The 15699-nt window shown below is 72.6% G+C and carries 11 protein-coding genes; 5 read left to right on the top strand and 6 right to left on the bottom strand.

Annotated features, from left to right (window positions below; genetic code table 11):
• Nucleotides 1-110: 110 nt before the first annotated feature.
• Nucleotides 111-3038, bottom strand: coding sequence for a PAS domain-containing protein (locus ACFO3Q_RS16155; RefSeq protein WP_377005818.1), 2928 nt, complete (start codon nucleotides 3036-3038; stop codon nucleotides 111-113).
• A gap of 183 nt (nucleotides 3039-3221) precedes the next feature.
• Here ACFO3Q_RS16155 and ACFO3Q_RS16150 point away from each other — a divergent pair, with 183 nt between their 5' ends.
• Nucleotides 3222-4118: an SDR family NAD(P)-dependent oxidoreductase gene (locus tag ACFO3Q_RS16150; protein WP_377005816.1), complete on the top strand. Its 897-nt coding sequence runs from the start codon at nucleotides 3222-3224 to the stop codon at nucleotides 4116-4118.
• Nucleotides 4119-4187: 69 nt separating this feature from the next.
• Here ACFO3Q_RS16150 and ACFO3Q_RS16145 read toward each other — a convergent pair whose 3' ends face one another.
• Nucleotides 4188-4364, bottom strand: coding sequence for a hypothetical protein (locus tag ACFO3Q_RS16145; protein ID WP_377005814.1), 177 nt, complete (start codon nucleotides 4362-4364; stop codon nucleotides 4188-4190).
• A gap of 17 nt (nucleotides 4365-4381) precedes the next feature.
• Nucleotides 4382-6178: a YbhB/YbcL family Raf kinase inhibitor-like protein gene (locus tag ACFO3Q_RS16140; RefSeq protein WP_377005812.1), complete on the bottom strand. Its 1797-nt coding sequence runs from the start codon at nucleotides 6176-6178 to the stop codon at nucleotides 4382-4384.
• Nucleotides 6179-6309: 131 nt separating this feature from the next.
• Here ACFO3Q_RS16140 and ACFO3Q_RS16135 point away from each other — a divergent pair, with 131 nt between their 5' ends.
• Nucleotides 6310-7314 (top strand): amidohydrolase family protein, encoded by a 1005-nt coding sequence (locus ACFO3Q_RS16135; protein WP_377005810.1) that lies wholly within the window; start codon nucleotides 6310-6312, stop codon nucleotides 7312-7314.
• Nucleotides 7315-7332: 18 nt separating this feature from the next.
• On the opposite strand, the gene ACFO3Q_RS16130 is transcribed toward ACFO3Q_RS16135, so the two are convergent.
• Both ACFO3Q_RS16130 and pgm read right to left on the bottom strand, forming a co-directional pair.
• The gene (locus ACFO3Q_RS16130) at nucleotides 7333-9144 is read right to left on the bottom strand and encodes an ABC transporter transmembrane domain-containing protein (RefSeq protein ID WP_377005808.1); all 1812 of its coding nucleotides are present in this window, start codon (nucleotides 9142-9144) and stop codon (nucleotides 7333-7335) included.
• 195 nt (nucleotides 9145-9339) lie between these two features.
• Nucleotides 9340-10977, bottom strand: a complete 1638-nt coding sequence (gene pgm, locus ACFO3Q_RS16125; RefSeq protein ID WP_377005806.1) for a phosphoglucomutase (alpha-D-glucose-1,6-bisphosphate-dependent) — start codon at nucleotides 10975-10977, stop codon at nucleotides 9340-9342.
• A gap of 222 nt (nucleotides 10978-11199) precedes the next feature.
• Between pgm and ACFO3Q_RS16120 the strand changes: the two genes are divergently transcribed.
• The 3 genes from ACFO3Q_RS16120 to ACFO3Q_RS16110 are packed head-to-tail and all read left to right on the top strand — an operon-like array spanning nucleotide 11200 to nucleotide 15033.
• Nucleotides 11200-12981: a sensor histidine kinase gene (locus tag ACFO3Q_RS16120; RefSeq protein WP_377005804.1), complete on the top strand. Its 1782-nt coding sequence runs from the start codon at nucleotides 11200-11202 to the stop codon at nucleotides 12979-12981.
• Nucleotides 12982-12994: 13 nt separating this feature from the next.
• The gene (locus ACFO3Q_RS16115; RefSeq protein WP_377005802.1) at nucleotides 12995-13438 is read left to right on the top strand and encodes a response regulator; all 444 of its coding nucleotides are present in this window, start codon (nucleotides 12995-12997) and stop codon (nucleotides 13436-13438) included.
• Nucleotides 13439-13440: 2 nt separating this feature from the next.
• Nucleotides 13441-15033, top strand: a complete 1593-nt coding sequence (locus tag ACFO3Q_RS16110; protein WP_377005800.1) for a hybrid sensor histidine kinase/response regulator — start codon at nucleotides 13441-13443, stop codon at nucleotides 15031-15033.
• A 121-nt stretch (nucleotides 15034-15154) separates the two neighbouring features.
• On the opposite strand, the gene ACFO3Q_RS16105 is transcribed toward ACFO3Q_RS16110, so the two are convergent.
• The gene (locus ACFO3Q_RS16105; RefSeq protein ID WP_377005798.1) at nucleotides 15155-15409 is read right to left on the bottom strand and encodes a hypothetical protein; all 255 of its coding nucleotides are present in this window, start codon (nucleotides 15407-15409) and stop codon (nucleotides 15155-15157) included.
• Nucleotides 15410-15699: the final 290 nt, after the last annotated feature.

Below are 15699 nucleotides of genomic sequence, written 5' to 3'. Positions count from 1 at the left end.
CTCTTCATCGGGGCCGGCGGGTGCGAGGTCAGGGCGTTCCAGCCTCGCGGCACCGTCGTCGCTCCCCCTGTTCCGGATTCCCTGCCCCGTGGCCCGACCCGTCCGTGGGCTCAGGCCGCGCTCGCCGGCTGGGTGAGCCGGGCGAGGCACTCGGCGAGGTCCGAGGCCCGGAAGGGCTTGGCCAGGCGCGGCAGGTCCGCGGCGATGCCCTCGCTCTCGGCGTATCCGGAGACGATCAGCACCGCCAGTTCCGGCCGGGCGCTGCGCAGGCGTCGGGCGAGGTCGGTGCCGTTCATGCCCGGCATCAGGTGGTCGGTCACCAGCACGTCGGGTCGCAGCCCTTCCGCCACGCGCCGCAGGGCGGCCTCGGCCGAGGCCGCCTCGACCACGACGTAGCCGAGGTCGGACAGCATGTTGGCGGTGCTGAGCCGCACCAGGTCCTCGTCGTCGACGAGCAGGGCGATGCCGGCGAAGCTGCGGTGCTCCGCTTCCGCCGCGGCGGAGGCCTCCTCGACGGGGGACGCAGCGCGCGGCAGCCACAGCTCGATGTTGGTGCCGACCGCGAGCCGGCTCTGGATGGTCAGGGCGCCGCCGAGCTGCGAGACCAGGCCGTGCACCATCGACAGGCCGAGCCCGGTGCCGCGGCCGACCCCCTTGGTGGAGAAGAACGGCTCGATGGCGCGGGCCTGGGTCTCGGCGTCCATGCCGATGCCCGTGTCGGCCACCGACAGCCGCACGTACTCGCCCGGCGGCAGCCGGCTGCGATGCCCCGGGCCGACCTGGGCGCGCGTCACCGAGATGCTCAGCGTGCCGCCCGCCGGCATCGCGTCGCGCGCGTTGACGCCGAGATTGAGCACGGCCATCTCCAGCTGGTTGGCATCCACCTGCGCGGGCGGCACGCCGTCGGCCACGTCGACCTCCACGCGGATCTGCGGCCCCGAGGTGCTGGCGATCAGGGTCGCCATGCCGCCGACCAGGCGCCCGACATCGACCGGCGCGGTCTGCAGCGGCTGCCGGCGCGCGAAGGCGAGCAGGCGATGAACCAGGGTCTTGGCGCGGTCCGCCGCCTGCAGGGCGGCGCCGATCAGGCGCTGGTCGCGCTCGCCGCCGACGCCCTTGCGCTGGAGCATGTCGAGGCTGCCGATGATCGGGGTCAGCAGGTTGTTGAAGTCGTGCGCGACGCCGCCGGTGAGCTGGCCCATGGCCTCCAGTTTCTGCGCCTGGCGCAGGGCGTCCTCGGCCTCGCGGCGCTCGGTGGTCTCCACCGCCTCCGGCACGATCGCGGTGACCGCGCCGTTCTCGTCGACGATGGGGCGCATGGAGAAGTCGAACCAGCGCCAGCCGGCCGGCAGCTTGACGAAGATCTCCTGGCGGTAGGTCCGGCCCGCGGCCACCCGGCCGACGGCCTCGCGGATGGTCTCGGGCATGCCCGGGGTTCCACTGAACCAGGGCGCTTCCCAGACCCGCAGGCCCACCACGTCCTCCCTGTGCGCCTCGATCGGGCGCAGGGCCGTGGCGTTGACGTCGAGGATCGTGCCGTCCGGCGCCAGCAGGCCCTGGAAGGTGTAGCTGGTCTCGAAGGCGGCGCGCATCCGGGCCTGGTTGGCGCGCAGCTCGCCGGTGCGTGCCGCCACCTGCTGTTCGAGCGTTTCGTTGAGCGCGCGCAGCGCCTGCTCGGCCTGCTTGCGCTCGGTGTTGTCGAGGTAGACCGTGGTGGCGGTGAGGGCGTGGCCGTCGATGTCGCGGAACACCTGGCCGCGGCCGTAGAGCCAGCGGACCTCGCCGTCGGGCCGCACGATGCGCATGTCGACCTCGAAGAAGGTCTGCCCGGCCTTCAGGATCGCCTCGCGCTCGGCGATGATCCGGTCGCGGTCCTCCGGGTGGTACTGCGCGCGCAGGTCGGCCAGGGTCAGGCGCCGCCCGGGCGGGTGGCCGAGCATCTCGGCGAAGGCCTCGGAATGCCGGATCGTGCCGTTCACCGCGTCGAAGGTGACCTCGCCCATGCGTCCGGCCTGCAGGGCCAGGCGCAGGCGCATCTCGCTGTCGCGGCGCTCGGTCTCGGCACGCACGCGTTCCAGCGCGTCCCAGATGCGGGCGGCGACCAGCTCGATCAGCGCGATCTCCTCCGGCAGCCAATGGTGCGGATGGGAGACGTTGACGTAGAGCGTCGCGCGCAGCACCCCGTCGCGGATCATCGGCACCGACACGAAGGCGCGCGTGTCCACCCTGCGCCAGGTCTCGTGGACCTGGGCGGGGTCGGCCAGGACGTCGTCGCAGAAGTCGGTGAGGCCGCGCCGCTGGCGCGCGATGCTCTCCGGCCCGAACTCGGACAGCGCGAAGCTGCCCAGCAGGGGCGGGACCCCGTCGGCGTAGCAGGCGTCGAGCAGCACGGTCTCGCCGTCGGCCTGGACCTGCGCGTAGCCGACCCGCTGCGCACCGAGGTGCAGCGCCAGCGCCTCGACGGCGGCGTCGATCAGCGCCCGCGGCGAGGCGAGGTGGCGGAGCCGGTCCTCGAGCATCACCCGGAACGCCTGCCGGCGCTCGCTCAGCACCTTGGCGGTGGTCTCGGCCACGGCGCAGAAGATGCCGGCGATGCGTCCCTCCTCGTCGCGCACCGGCGAGTAGGAGAAGGTGAACCAGGCCCGCTCCGGGAGGCCGCTGCGCTCGATCACCAGCGGCAGGTCCTCGCGATAGATCGCCTCGCCGGTCAGCGCCGCGTCCACCAGCGGGCCGACGTCCTCCCACACCTCGGCCCAGACCTCGCGGAAGGGCCGGCCGAGCGCGCCGGGGTGCTTGGCGCCGAGGATCACGCCGTAGGCGTCGTTGTACAGCAGGCCCAGCTCCGGGCCCCAGGCCAGGAACATCGGGAACTTCGACTGCAGCACGAGCCCGGCCAGGGTCTGCAGCGCCGGCTGCCAGGCATCGGGCGGCCCGAGAGGCGAGCCCGACCAGTCCTGCGTGCGCAGCTGCGCGCCCACCTGCCCGCCGACGCTGGCGACGTCCGTGGCAGCCGGGCCATGCCAAGGGCGTTCGAGCACGAGTGGAAGCTCCCGGTTCGGAGTGAAGGTGACCACGCAGCCTAGCGTGTTTTTCGGCAGGCGCCGGTGAAGTCCGCGTGGTGATTCCGCCGCCCCGCGCAGCGCGCGCTCCGGCGGCTCGTGACCCCGCGGCGACGGCGTCGCCGGCATGCTCCGGCGGACCCCAGATCCAGGAGCGCGCGCATGGTCCCGTCCCGTACCGTCCTCATCACCGGCGCCTCCAGCGGCTTCGGGCGCGGCGTCGCCCTGCGGCTCGCGGAGCAGGGCTTCAACCTCGTGCTGGCCGCGCGCCGCGGGCACCTGCTCGAGGAGATCGCCCGCGAATGCGGCGGCGACGTGCTGACGATGACGGTCGACGTGGGCGAGCCCGCCGACATGGAGAAGCTCGGCCGCGCCGCGCTGGCGAAGTTCCCCCGCATCGATGTGTGGATCAACAACGCCGGGGTCGCCGCCCTGGGTCCTTTCGACGCCATCCCGCTGCGCGACCACCAGCGCGTGCTGCAGACCACCCTCGGCGGCGTGGTCAACGGCAGCCACGTCGCGCTGCGGCACTTCAGGCGCATGCAGTCCGGGACGCTGATCAACGTCGCCTCCATGCTCGGGCGCACCCCCGCGCCGTACTACGCGTCCTACTGCGCGGCGAAGTACGGCGTGGTCGGGCTCAGCGATGCGCTCCGCCAGGAGGTGCGCGCCGCCGGGCTGGACCGCGTGCGGGTCTGCACGGTGCTGCCGATGGCGGCGGACACGCCATTCTTCGACCACGCGGCCAACTACACCGGGCACAGCCTGCGGGCCTATCCGCTGGCGGATGCCGACGAGGTGGTCGACGCCATCGTCGGCCTGGTGGCGCGCCCGCAGGACGAGGTCACGGTCGGCCTGACCGCGACCGCCGCGGTGGCGGCCGAGCGCTTCCTGCCGAGCATCGCGCACGCCGTGAGCGGGGCGCTCCAGCACGGCCTGCAGATGGAGGAGGCCCCGCCCGCGGATGTCAGCGAGGGCAACCTGCACGCACCGCTGGCCATCGGCACCGGCGTGCACGGCACCATCCGCGCTCGGATCCAGGCGGAGGAGGGGAGGTAGGAAGGCGAGAAGTGAGGCATGAGGAGTGAGGAGCGAGGAGTGCGGAACCTCCCCGCTCACTCCGGAGGCTCACTCCCTCGGCTTCGGTACGTCGAGGTTGGTGCGGCGCTGGGTGCCGCCGTGGAAGTTCTCCTTGCGCGTCTTGGGCGTCTGCTGGGTGTTGCGGTCGCCGGAGGAGTGGTCGTACTCCGCCGGGGCGTCCTCGGTGGGGCCTGCGGAGGGCGGGCGCTTCTTCTCGTCGTTCATGGCGGTTCTCGCAGTGGTCACAGGGGCGGCTCGACGGTCTGCTGGTAGGTGCCGACCAGCGTGCCCTTGGCGATGACGTGGCCCGCCGCGGCGGCGAGCACGGTGTCGCGGTCGGCGCCCGGCGGGGCATCCAGGCGCTCGACGTCGAGGGCGAACACCTGGAAGTGGTAGCGGTGCGGCAGGTCCCCGACCGGCGGGCGCGGGCCGTAGTAGCCGGGCATGCCGCGGCTGGTGGCGCCCTGCAGCATGCCTTCCGGCTCGGTCAGGCGTTCCTGTTCCTGCAGGCCCTGCGGCAGCCGGGTGACGTGCGCGGGGATGTTCCATGCGACCCAGTGCACGTAGGGCGTCACCGATCTGGCGTCGGGGTCTTCCATGATCAGCATGTAGGAGCGCGCACCCTCCACCGGCGTCCAGGCCAGCGCGGGCGAGACGCCTTCCGCGTATTCGCTGAAGCGCTGGTGCAGGGGCCCGTCGGGCTGGAAGTCGTGCGAGGAGACCTGGATCGTCGCGCCGCCGTCGCCGCGCATGGCCGTCTCCTCGCGCTCCGACGCCAGCGGCACGCCGCTGCCGCGCTGCGCCTGGGCCTGCATGGCGGTCGCCGGCGGCGACAGGCTGCCGGCCTGGCGTCCGCCCGCCTCGTAGCGGATGCGGTAGATGCTGCCGTTGCCGTCGTCGCTCATCAGCAGGGCGCCGTCCGGCGCCACCGCGAGACCGACCGGGCGTGCGAAGTGCGTGCGCCCGCCGTCGGTGAGGAAGCCGGTCACGAAGGGCTCGATGGCCTGCGGCTCGCCCCGCTCGAAGCGGATGCGCACGATCTCGTAGCCCGAGGGCGGGCGTCGGTTCCAGGACCCGCGCATGGCCACGAAGGCGTCGCCGGTGTACTCCTCGGGGAAGTTGCCGCCGGGGTAGAAGACCATCTGCATCGGCGCGGCGTGCGCGGTGTAGCCCATCACCATGGGCTCGCTCATGTCGCGCCACTGCTCCTTGGTGATCCCGCCGTCCGGCGTGGTCCACGGCGTGATCGTGCCGCTGCCGCCGACGTGCGGCCAGCCGTAACGCTTGCCCTTCTCGATGCGGTTGAGCTCCTCGGGGTGCTCGTCGTCGCCGAGGAAGTCGGTGTTGTGGTCCATGCCCCACAGTTCGCCGGTGGCGGGGTGCCAGCCGAAGCCGACCATGTTGCGCAGGCCGGAGGCGAAGATCGAACGCTGCCTGCCGTCGGCCGAGACGCGCAGGAGGGTGGCGTTCTCGGGGTTCGATTCGTTGCAGGCGTTGCAGGTCGAACCGGCGCTGTAGTAGAGCCAGCCGTCCGGGCCGAAGGCCATGGTCCGGTTGGGGTGCTGGCCGGCGTCGGGGAAGTCGCCGGCCAGCAGTTCCAGCTGGCCGAGCGTGCCGTCGGGCTGGATCTCGCCCGCGTAGAGTTCGGTCGCCGTCGCGATGTAGAGCCTGCCGTCGTGGATGGCGAGGCCGTGCGCGCCGGGGCGGTTGGCGACGGCGATGGGCGTGCCGTCCGCGCGGCCGTCGCCGTCCTCGTCCTTGAGCAGCAGCACGTCGCCCTGGTCGCGCCGGCTGACGTACACGTGGCCGGCGGGAGAGACCGCGAGGATCCGCGGATTGCGCAGGCCGGTGGCGAACGGTTCCACGGTGAAGCCCGGCGGCACCTGCAGGCGGGCGATGCGCTGCGGCGTCGGGTCCACCTTGTCCGGCTTGACCACGTTGGCGGCGATGCGGGCGTCGGTACCGTCGCCCTGCTGGGCGGCGACGGTGCCGGCCGCGAGGGCCAGGAGCAGGGCGGGGAGGGGGCGACGGGCGGGCATGGCGGTCGGTCCTTCGGCGCGGGCCTGCCATGACGCAACGCCGCGCGTCGCCGCATCGTGAGGGCGGTTCAGGCTCCCCGCACGGGCACCGCGCCGGCGTTCCGGGGCCGGATCGTCCACAATCGCCAGCCATGTTCCGACTGCCTGCACTTCTTCTGCTGCTCGCCTCGGCCGCCGCGCCCGCCGCCGGGCTCCGCTTCGCCGACGCACACCTGCACTACGTCGACTTCTTCCAGGAGACCGAGGGCATGGACGCCCTGTTCGAAGCCATGGACGCCGCGCGCGTGGACGAGGCGGTGCTGATGGGCGTCCCCGTCGCCAAGAAGTGGGACGAGGACGAGCCGAAGCGCCCGCGCTACTACGAGGGCGACGACGCGCCGCTGTACTGGTACTCCGCCACCGATGCCCTGCTGGCCGAGGCGGTGCGCGCCCTGCCGCCGGCGCGGCGCGCGCGGCTGCATCCCTTCCTCAGCGGCTTCAACCCCAACGACAAGAACGCCGACGCGCACGTCGCGCGCATGCTCGACCTGTACCCGGACGTGTTCGTCGGCATCGGCGAGGTGTTCACCCGCCACGACACGCTCACCGCGCTGACCCAGGGGCGCACGCCGCGCATCGACAGCGAGGCGATGCAGCGCGTCTACCGGCTGGCCGCGGAGCGCGGCCTGCCGGTGCTGGTGCATGCCAACCTCACCAGCGTGCGCGAGCGCGAACCGCTGTACCTCGGCGAGGTCGAGGCGGCGCTGGCCGCGCACCCGCGCACCACCTTCATCTGGGCGCATGCCGGCACCTCGGCGGCGATCAACCGCAGGCAGGGCGAGATGCCCTACCTGTTGCCGGTGCTGCGCCGGCTGATGGATGCGCACGACAACCTGGTGATCGACCTGTCCTGGTCGGTGCTCGACCACGTGCTCGACGACGAGGGCGCGCCGCGGCCGGAGTGGCTCGAACTGGTGCAGGCGCACCCTCGGCGCTTCGTGCTGGGGTCGGACGTGGTCGGCCGTTTCGGCAGCCTCGGCGACAAGTTCGAGGCCTTCGCGCCGCTGCTCGACGCCCTGCCGCCGGACGTCGCGCGCGGGCTGGCGCGGGACAACCTGCGTGCGCTGCTCGCACGCGGGGCGCCCGCGGGCGACTGAGCCGCCGGGCGGCGGAAGTCAGGCCGAGAACTGCAGCCGCGCCAGGTCCGCGTACAGCCCGCCCTGGGCGATCAGCTCGTCGTGGCGGCCCTGCGCGACGATGCGGCCCTGGTCCATCACCACGATGCGGTCGACCCGCTTGACCGTCGCCAGCCGGTGCGCGATGACCAGGGTGGTGCGGCCCCGCATCAGCGTGTCCAGGGCGTCCTGCACCAGCCGCTCGCTCTGCGCGTCGAGGGCGCTGGTGGCCTCGTCGAGCAGCAGCACCGGCGCGTCGCGCAGCACGGCGCGGGCGATCGCCACGCGCTGCTGCTGGCCGCCGGACAGGCGCACGCCACGCTCGCCGAGGTAGGTCGCGTAGCCCTCGGGCATGGCTTCGATGAACTCGTCCGCCGCGGCCGCGCGCGCGGCGGCGCGCACTGCCTCGTCGCTGGCGTCGATGCGCCCGAAGCGCAGGTTCTCGGCGGCGGAGGCGCCGAACAGCACCGGGTCCTGCGGCACCAGCGCGAAGGCGCCGCGCAGGTCCGGGAGGGCGAGCGTGCGCAGGTCGTGCCCGTCGAGGCTCACCATGCCGCTCTGCGGATCGTAGAAGCGCAGCAGAAGCTGGAACACCGTGGACTTGCCGGCGCCCGACGGCCCCACCAGGGCCACGGTCTCGCCCGGGCGCACGCGCAGGTCGAAGTCCGCCAGCGCCGGCCGGTCCGGGCGCGTCGGGTAGTGGAACGTCACGCCGTCGAAGGCCAGTTCCCCGCGGACCGGCTGCGCCAGTGCCTCCGGCGCTTCGGGCGAGCGGATGCGCGCCGGCGAGTCCAGCAGCTCGCCGATGCGGCCGAGCGCACCGGCGGTGCGCAGCAGTTCGCCCCAGACCTCCGAGAGGCCGCCGACGGAGCCGGCGGCGATGACCGCATAGAGCACGAACTGGCCGAGCACGCCTGCGTCCATGCTGCCGTCGAGCACCGCGTGGGCACCGGCCCACAGCACCAGGGTGATGGCGCCGAAGGACAGCAGGATCACCAGGGCGGTGAGGATCGCGGTCATGCGGATGCGGCGCAGCGCGGTCGCCAGTGAGGCGCGCACCGCGTCCAGGTAGCGCGCGCTGGCGCGCGGCTCGCCCGCGTAGGCCTGCACGGTGTGGATGGCGCTGAGCGACTCGCTGGCCACCGCGGTGGCGTCGGCGATGCGGTCCTGGCTCTCGCGCGAGAGCCGCTCGACCCGCCGGCCGAGGACGACGATGGGCAGGATCACCGCCGGGATCACCAGGGCGGTGAGGCCGGCCAGGCGCGGGCTGGTGACCAGCAGCATCACGCCCGAACCGAGCAGGGTCACGCCCGAGCGCAGGGCCAGCGAGAGCGTGGAGCCGACCATGCTCTGCACGCGCTCGGTGTCGGCGGACAGACGCGAGACCAGCTCGCCCGAGCGCGTGGTCTCGTAGAAGGTCTGGTCGAGCAGCAGCAGGTGGTCGTAGAGGTGGGTGCGCAGGTCCGCGGCGACCCGCTCGCCGAGCAGGGTCACGCAGAAGTAGCGCGCCGCGCCGGCGAAGGCGAGCAGGCAGGCCACGCCGAACAGCGCCATGAAACCGGTGTTGAGCAGCGCCGGGTCGGTCTGCCCGAAGCCGCGGTCGATCATGAAGCGCGCCGCCACCGGCAGCGCCAGGGTCGCAGCGGAGGACAGGGCCAGGAACACCAGCCAGCCCGCGATCAGCGCGCGGTGGCGGCGCGCGAAGGGCAGCAGGCGGCGGTAGGCGGAGAGCTTGCCGCGCGGGGCGTCGTCGGCGGCCGCCGCGCCGCGGCGTCGGCCGCCCCGGCGTGGCGCGGGTTCGGATTGGGACACGGACTGTCTGCGGTCGGGCGCCGCGGCACGCGCTGGGCGCCGGCGACGCGGGTGGCGGGAGGAAGCGGCAGGAAACCTGCGGCCGCGCATCCTAGCCGGGGAGGGCGGGGTTTGTCGTCGGGAGGCGCGGGAAACGAGCGGAACGGCCGGCGGCCTGTCCTCGTTCCTCACTCCTCATGTCTCACTCCTGACCTCTCACTCCTGCTTCGGGCCCAGCGCGGCCGCCACGATCTCCCGCGCTTCCGCCTGGATGGCCGCGAGGTGCTCGGCGTTGCGGAAGCTCTCCGCGTAGATCTTGTAGATGTCCTCGGTGCCCGACGGACGGGCGGCGAACCAGCCGTGCCCGGTGACCACCTTGACGCCGCCCAGCGCCGCCCCGTTGCCGGGGGCGTGGGTGAGGGTGGCGACGATGCGGTCGCCGGCGAGGGTGTCGGCGCGCACGGCATCGGCGCTGAGCCGGCCGATGGCCTGGCGCTCGGCGTGCGAGGCGGGCGCGTCCACGCGGGCGAAGAACGCCCGGCCGAGGCGCGCTTCCAGGTCGCGGTAGAGCTCGCCGGGGTCGCGTCCGCGGCGCGCGGTGATCTCCGCCGCGAGCAGGCCGAGCGCGATGCCGTCCTTGTCGGTGGTCCAGGTGCCGCCGTCGCGGCGGAGCAGGGTGGCGCCGGCGCTCTCCTCGCCGGTGAAGCCGAGGCTGCCGTCGAGCAGGCCCTGCACGAACCACTTGAAGCCCGCCGGCACCTCGACCAGGCGACGGCCGAGGTCCGCGGCGACGCGGTCGATCATGGCGCTGGAGACGGCGGTCTTGCCGATGCCCACGTCCTGGCCCCACTGCGCCCGTTCGCGGAACAGGTAGTCCACGCACACCGCGAGGTAGTGGTTCGCCGGCAGCAGGCCCACGCTCGGGGCGACGATGCCGTGGCGGTCGTGGTCGGTGTCGCAGCCGAAGGCCACGTCGAAGCGCTCGCGCAGGTCCAGGAGCCCGGCCATGGCGTACGCGGAGGAGGGATCCATGCGGATCCTGCCGTCCCAGTCCAGCGGCACGAAGGGGAAGCGCGCGTCGATGCCGGTGTTGGTCACCGTCAGGTCGATGCCGTGGCGCTCGGCGATCCGTCCCCAGTAGTGGATGCCGGCGCCGCCCATGGGGTCGACGCCGAGCCGCAGCCCCGCGCCGCGGATGGCGTCGAAGTCGACGACGCTGGCCAGATCCTCCACGTAGTCGCCGAGCAGGTCCTGCCGCACCACGCGGCCGTCGCCGCCGCCGCGGCGCACGCCGTCCAGGCCGGCGGCCAGCAGCGCGTTGGCGCGCTGCTCGATCCACTTCGTGGCGTCGGCCTCGGCTGGCCCGCCGGTGGTCGGGTCGTACTTGAAGCCCCCGTCCGCCGGCGGGTTGTGCGACGGGGTGATCACGATGCCGTCGGCCAGGCCGCGCTCGCGCCCGCGGTTGTGCAGGAGGATGGCGTGCGAGACCACCGGCGTGGGCGTGTACTCGCTGTCGCGGTCCACGCGGACCTCGACGCCGTTGGCGGTCAGCACCTCGATCGCGGTGGCGGCCGCCGGTGCCGACAGCGCGTGGGAATCGCGGCCGAGGTAGAGCGGGCCGTCGATGCCCTGCTCGCGCCGGTAGTCGCAGACCGCCTGGGTCACGGCCAGGATGTGCGCCTCGTTGAAGCTCGCCCGCAGCGCGGAGCCGCGGTGCCCGGAGGTCCCGAACGCGATCCGCTGCTCCGGGTCCCCGGCGTCCGGCCGTGTGCCCGCATAGGCATCGGCGAGCGCCTGGAGGTCGACCAGGTCGGCGGGGGCGGGCAGGGTTCCTGCGCGGGGGTGCGTGCTCATGGGGCGAAGCGGCTCCTTCCAAGGGTAGCCGGCAAGCCTACCCCGTCGCAGGTGAAGCCGCCGGTTGCGCGGAAGCGGAGCGGAAGAACGTGAAAATCACGTGACGGAAGCGGCCCTAGGCGATTGTTGCGCAACCCGTTTTCTATTTTTTCGCGCGTGTCATAATCCGCCGGCTCCGGGCCTGCCGCCCTCGCCGCAGGCCCGTTCCCCGAACAGGACTCCATGACAGGCTCACCCGCCTACGGCCAGTTCCGCACACGCATGATCATGCTCGCCGTCGCGGTGGTGCTGATCGTGACCCTGCCGTTCTGGATGACCCGTGCGGGAACGCAGCGCGCCCTCGACGCCGCGGCCTGGGTCTCGCATACCTCGGAAGTCAGCAGCCTGCTCAACGAGCTGCTGTTCCTGTCCCGCGACACGGAAGCCCTGGTCTACCGCAAGCGCCTCGGCATCGAGGTCGACAGCGACGTCGCCGTCTTCGAGAACAACCGCGAGGCCGTCGAGGCCGCCATCGACAGGCTGGCGCAGATGACCCGGGACGATCCCGTCCAGCAGGGGCGGATCGGCGAACTGCGCGCGGCCATGCAGGGCCGCCTGCGCCTCCAAGGCGAGGCCACGACCGCCTATGCCGCCGGCGCGATGGCGGCCGGCGACGCCGCCATGGTCACCGGCCAGCGGCAGTTCCGCATCCGCGAGATCGCCGACCAGATCGTGGACGACGAGCGGGCCAAGCTCACCGAGCGCCAGGAGATCGCCGCGCGCGACGCCCGGCAGCTGGGCTACATCAACCTCGGCGCCATGCTCGCCCAGCTCGTCCTGCTGGGCCTGGTCCTCCTGGTCTCCGAACGCGAATTCCGCCAGCGCCTTGTCGCCGAGCGCACGTCGAAGCGTGCCGCCGCCCAGGCCCAGGCGATCTTCGAGACCGCGCGCGAGCCGATCGCGCTGATCGACGCCGACCTGAACCTGGTCCTGCACAACGACGCCTTCTCCGAACTGTACGGGCTGGAGGACGCCGAGCGCGACAGCGCGCTCCCCATCGCAGAGGTCGGCAACGGGGTCTGGGCCGATCCGGTGCTGACCCAGCGCCTGAAGGAGGTCGTCGCCCGCGACCGCGAACTCTGGGACTACGAGCAGCGCTTCCGCGACGTGGACGGCAACGACCGGGTCATCCTGCTCAACGCCCGGCGCATGCGCCTGCCCGACAGCCAGGACCGCGCGGTGCTGATCACGGCCAGCGACGTGACCGTGCTCAAGCGCGCCGAGGACTCGATCCGCGACCTCAACCGCCAGCTCACCGGCCGCGTCGACCAGGTCACCGAGGTCAACCGGGAGCTGGAGGCCTTCAGTTACTCCGTCTCCCACGACCTGCGCGCGCCGCTGCGGCACATCGGCGGCTTCGCCGACAAGCTCAAGCGCCACCTGGGCGAGGCGGTGGACGAGAAGACCGCGCACTACCTCCGGGTCATCAGCGACTCGTCCGCGCGCATGGCCACCCTGATCGACGACCTGCTGGTCTATTCGCGGCTTGGCCGCGGCGCCATGCGCCTGCAGCCGGTGGACATGCAGGCGGTGGTCGAGGAGACCCGCGCGATCGTCATGGCCGACGCCGGCGAGCGCGACATCCGCTGGCGCATCCAGCCGCTGCCCGTGGTCATGGGCGACGAGAACATGATGCGCGCGGTCTGGCAGAACCTGCTCGGCAACGCCGTGAAGTACAGTGCCAAGCGCGAGGTCGCCGAGATCGAGGTGAGCTACCGCAAGCTCGACGACGGCACCCTCCAGTTCTCGGTCAAGGACAACGGCGCGGGCTTCGACATGGCCTACGCCGACAAGCTGTTCGGCGTCTTCCAGCGCCTGCACAAGGCGAGCGAGTATCCCGGCACCGGAATCGGGCTCGCGAGCGTCCGCCGCATCCTCGCCCGCCACGGCGGCCGGATCGAGGCCGAGGCCGCTCCCGACGCCGGCGCGACCTTCCGCTTCACCCTTCCCACCTCAACCACCTGAGGCCAGCACCACAATGAGCAAGACCATCCGTACCATCCTGCTGGCCGAGGACAGCCCCGCCGACGCCGAGATGGCGATCGACGCGCTGCGCGAAGCCAACCTGGTCAACCCCATCACCCACGTCGAGGACGGCGTCGAGGCGCTCGACTGGCTGTTCTCCCGCGGCAACTTCGCCGACCGCGGCAGCGAGCCGCCGGCGGTGGTCCTGCTCGACATCAAGATGCCGCGCATGGACGGCCTCGAGGTCCTGCGCCAGATGCGCGAGGACGAGCGCCTGCGCAAGGTGCCGGTGGTGATCCTGTCCTCGTCCCGCGAGGAGAGCGACCTGGCGCGCAGCTGGGACCTCGGCGTCAACGCCTACGTGGTGAAGCCGGTCGACGTCGACCAGTTCTTCCGCGCCGTGCAGACGCTCGGCCAGTTCTGGGCCGTCCTCAACGAAAGCCCCATCGAGATCTGACCTTGCCACTGCGACGCCGTCTCGCCGAGGTCCATTCCGGCCCCATCCGCGTCCTCCACCTGGAGGACGACCCGCAGGATGCGGAGCTGGTCGAGGACCTCCTGCGCGAGGAGAACCTCGACATCGAGGTCCGGCATGCGGACGATGAGGTCGGGCTGCGGGAGGCCCTGGCCGAGTTCAAGCCCGACATCGTCCTCTCGGACCTGTCGATGCCCGGCTTCAGCGGACATCGCGCGCTCGCCATCGTGCGCGAGAGCGCCCCGTCGCTGCCGTTCCTGTTCGTCTCGGGAACCATGGGCGAGGAGGCGGCCATCGAGGCGCTGCGCCAGGGCGCGACCGACTACATCCTCAAGAGCCAGCCCGCGCGGCTGGCGCCGGCCACCATCCGGGCCCTGGTCGAGGCCGCGGACCAGCGCGCGCGCGACCAGGCCGAACAGGAACTGGTGCGCTCGCAGCGCTACGAGAGCCTGGCCCTGCTGGCCGGCGGCCTGTCGCACGACCTGCGCAACATCCTGCAGCCGCTCCTGATCGCGGCGCCGATGATCGCCGAGCGCGCCGGCACCGACCAGGGCGTGGTCAAGTTCGCACGCATGATCGAGACCTGCGCCAAGCGCGGCATGGACATGGTCGCGTCGATGCTCTCCTTCGCCCGTGGCGCCCGTCAGATCAACCCCAGCCTGCCCGTCGGGCAGCTGTTCCGCGCCACCGAGCTGCTGCTGCAGGGCACCCGGCCGCGCAGCATGGCGCTCAGCGTGCAGTTGAGCGACGACGGGCTCGCCGTGGCCGCGAACGAGACCGAGCTGCAGCAGTGCCTGCTCAACCTCTGCCTCAACGCCATCCAGGCGATGCCGCCCGACGGCACGCTGACGCTGGCCGCGGACGTGGCGGAGCTGGAGCAGGCCGACATCAACGCGGACGAGCCGGCCGTGCCGGGCCGTTACCTCCGCCTGTCGGTGATCGACACCGGTGTCGGCATGAGCGAGGAGGTGCGCGCGCGGCTGTTCACGCCGTTCTTCACCACCAAGGAAGGCGGCACCGGGCTCGGCCTGCTGTCGTGCCGGCGCATCGTCGACAACCACCAGGGCGTGATGCGCGTGCACAGCACGCCGGGCGTGGGCACCCGCTTCGAGATCTACCTGCCGATGGCCCAGGCCGCCACCGAGCGCGAGCGGCAGGACTACGACGGTCGCGGCCGCCATGTGCTGGTGGTCAGCGAGGAGGCCGGCCGCCTGTCGATCGTCGCGGACGGCCTGCGGCTGCACAACTACCGCTGCACGCTGGCGCGCAGCGGCGCCGCGGCGCTGGTCTATCTGGACGACGTGCCGAGCGCCGAGGTGGAGAGCGAGGGCGCCGAACAAGGCCTGCCGCATGCGGTCGTGCTCGACGGCGAGATGCGCCTGCTGCCCGTCGCGCGCGTGCTCACCGAGCTGCGGTACCGCAACTATGCGGGGCTGGTGGTGCTGGCGGGGGCCGAGGACGTGCCGGAGGCCGCCCGTGCCGGGCTGCAACTGGTCGAGGTCGGCCAGACCGGCTCGCTGCCGGATCTCCTCGCCGCGCTGGACCGCCTCGGCAGCCCGCAGGACACCCGGAACTGACCGGCGTCTGCCGCGCGACGTGCCGGCCCGCCAGCGCCTGGGCCGGCCAGCGGGACGGAAAACGCCCGACGCGGTGTGTCTGCGCGCGCCGCGCCGTCGACCTGCTGGTCGTGCGGCGGTGTCAGCGATCCGCCCGCAGGTCGGCCTCGGCCGCATCGGCCAGGGCCTCGATGCGATGGGCGTCGGAGCGGGGGAGGTTGCCCGTCCGCGCGGCCTGGACCACGGCCTCGGCCTCGGCGGCGTGGGGCGAATCCGACGTGAAGTGCGCGGCCAGCGGCTCCAGCGAGTCCTGCAGGTCGCGGTAGCCCACGTCGATGCCCTTGCGCATCTCGGAGGCGTGGAAGCGGGCGAGTTCGATGGCGTCGCGTAGATCCATGGCACCTGCCTGGTCGGGGGACTGCGCCGAGTATTCCGGCGCGGGTGCATCGTGGGCGTGGAGGCCGGGTGGGAAGTGAGGGATGAGGAACGAGAGGCGCGTGCGATTCGCTCGTCTCCGCGACCCACGCCTCGCGCAACGCGCTTCGCGTTCACCCCCATCCCGGGTTTCCCCCGCAGGCGGGGGAAGGAGTGGATCGCGCGAGCGTGGAGTCTTCCGTTCCGCCGTCGGCACGAAGCACCGCTCTTACCCCCTCCCCCGCGGACAGCGGGGGAGGGTTGGGGAGGGGG

The sequence above is a fragment of the Coralloluteibacterium thermophilum genome (assembly GCF_042654365.1).
GTDB classification, from domain to species: Bacteria; Pseudomonadota; Gammaproteobacteria; order Xanthomonadales; family Xanthomonadaceae; genus Coralloluteibacterium; species Coralloluteibacterium thermophilum.
This window is presented reverse-complemented; position numbering and strand designations above follow the sequence as displayed.

What these genes read in the sequence shown, in the direction of transcription:
- ACFO3Q_RS16115 (WP_377005802.1), top strand. Translation starts at nt 12,995, where the DNA reads ATGAGCAAGACCATCCGTACCATCCTGCTGGCCGAGGACAGCCCCGCC.
- ACFO3Q_RS16145 (WP_377005814.1), bottom strand. Translation starts at nt 4,364, where the DNA reads ATGAACGACGAGAAGAAGCGCCCGCCCTCCGCAGGCCCCACCGAGGAC.
- ACFO3Q_RS16150 (WP_377005816.1), top strand. Translation starts at nt 3,222, where the DNA reads ATGGTCCCGTCCCGTACCGTCCTCATCACCGGCGCCTCCAGCGGCTTC.
- ACFO3Q_RS16120 (WP_377005804.1), top strand. Translation starts at nt 11,200, where the DNA reads ATGACAGGCTCACCCGCCTACGGCCAGTTCCGCACACGCATGATCATG.
- ACFO3Q_RS16140 (WP_377005812.1), bottom strand. Translation starts at nt 6,178, where the DNA reads ATGCCCGCCCGTCGCCCCCTCCCCGCCCTGCTCCTGGCCCTCGCGGCC.
- ACFO3Q_RS16105 (WP_377005798.1), bottom strand. Translation starts at nt 15,409, where the DNA reads ATGGATCTACGCGACGCCATCGAACTCGCCCGCTTCCACGCCTCCGAG.
- pgm (WP_377005806.1), bottom strand. Translation starts at nt 10,977, where the DNA reads ATGAGCACGCACCCCCGCGCAGGAACCCTGCCCGCCCCCGCCGACCTG.
- ACFO3Q_RS16135 (WP_377005810.1), top strand. Translation starts at nt 6,310, where the DNA reads ATGTTCCGACTGCCTGCACTTCTTCTGCTGCTCGCCTCGGCCGCCGCG.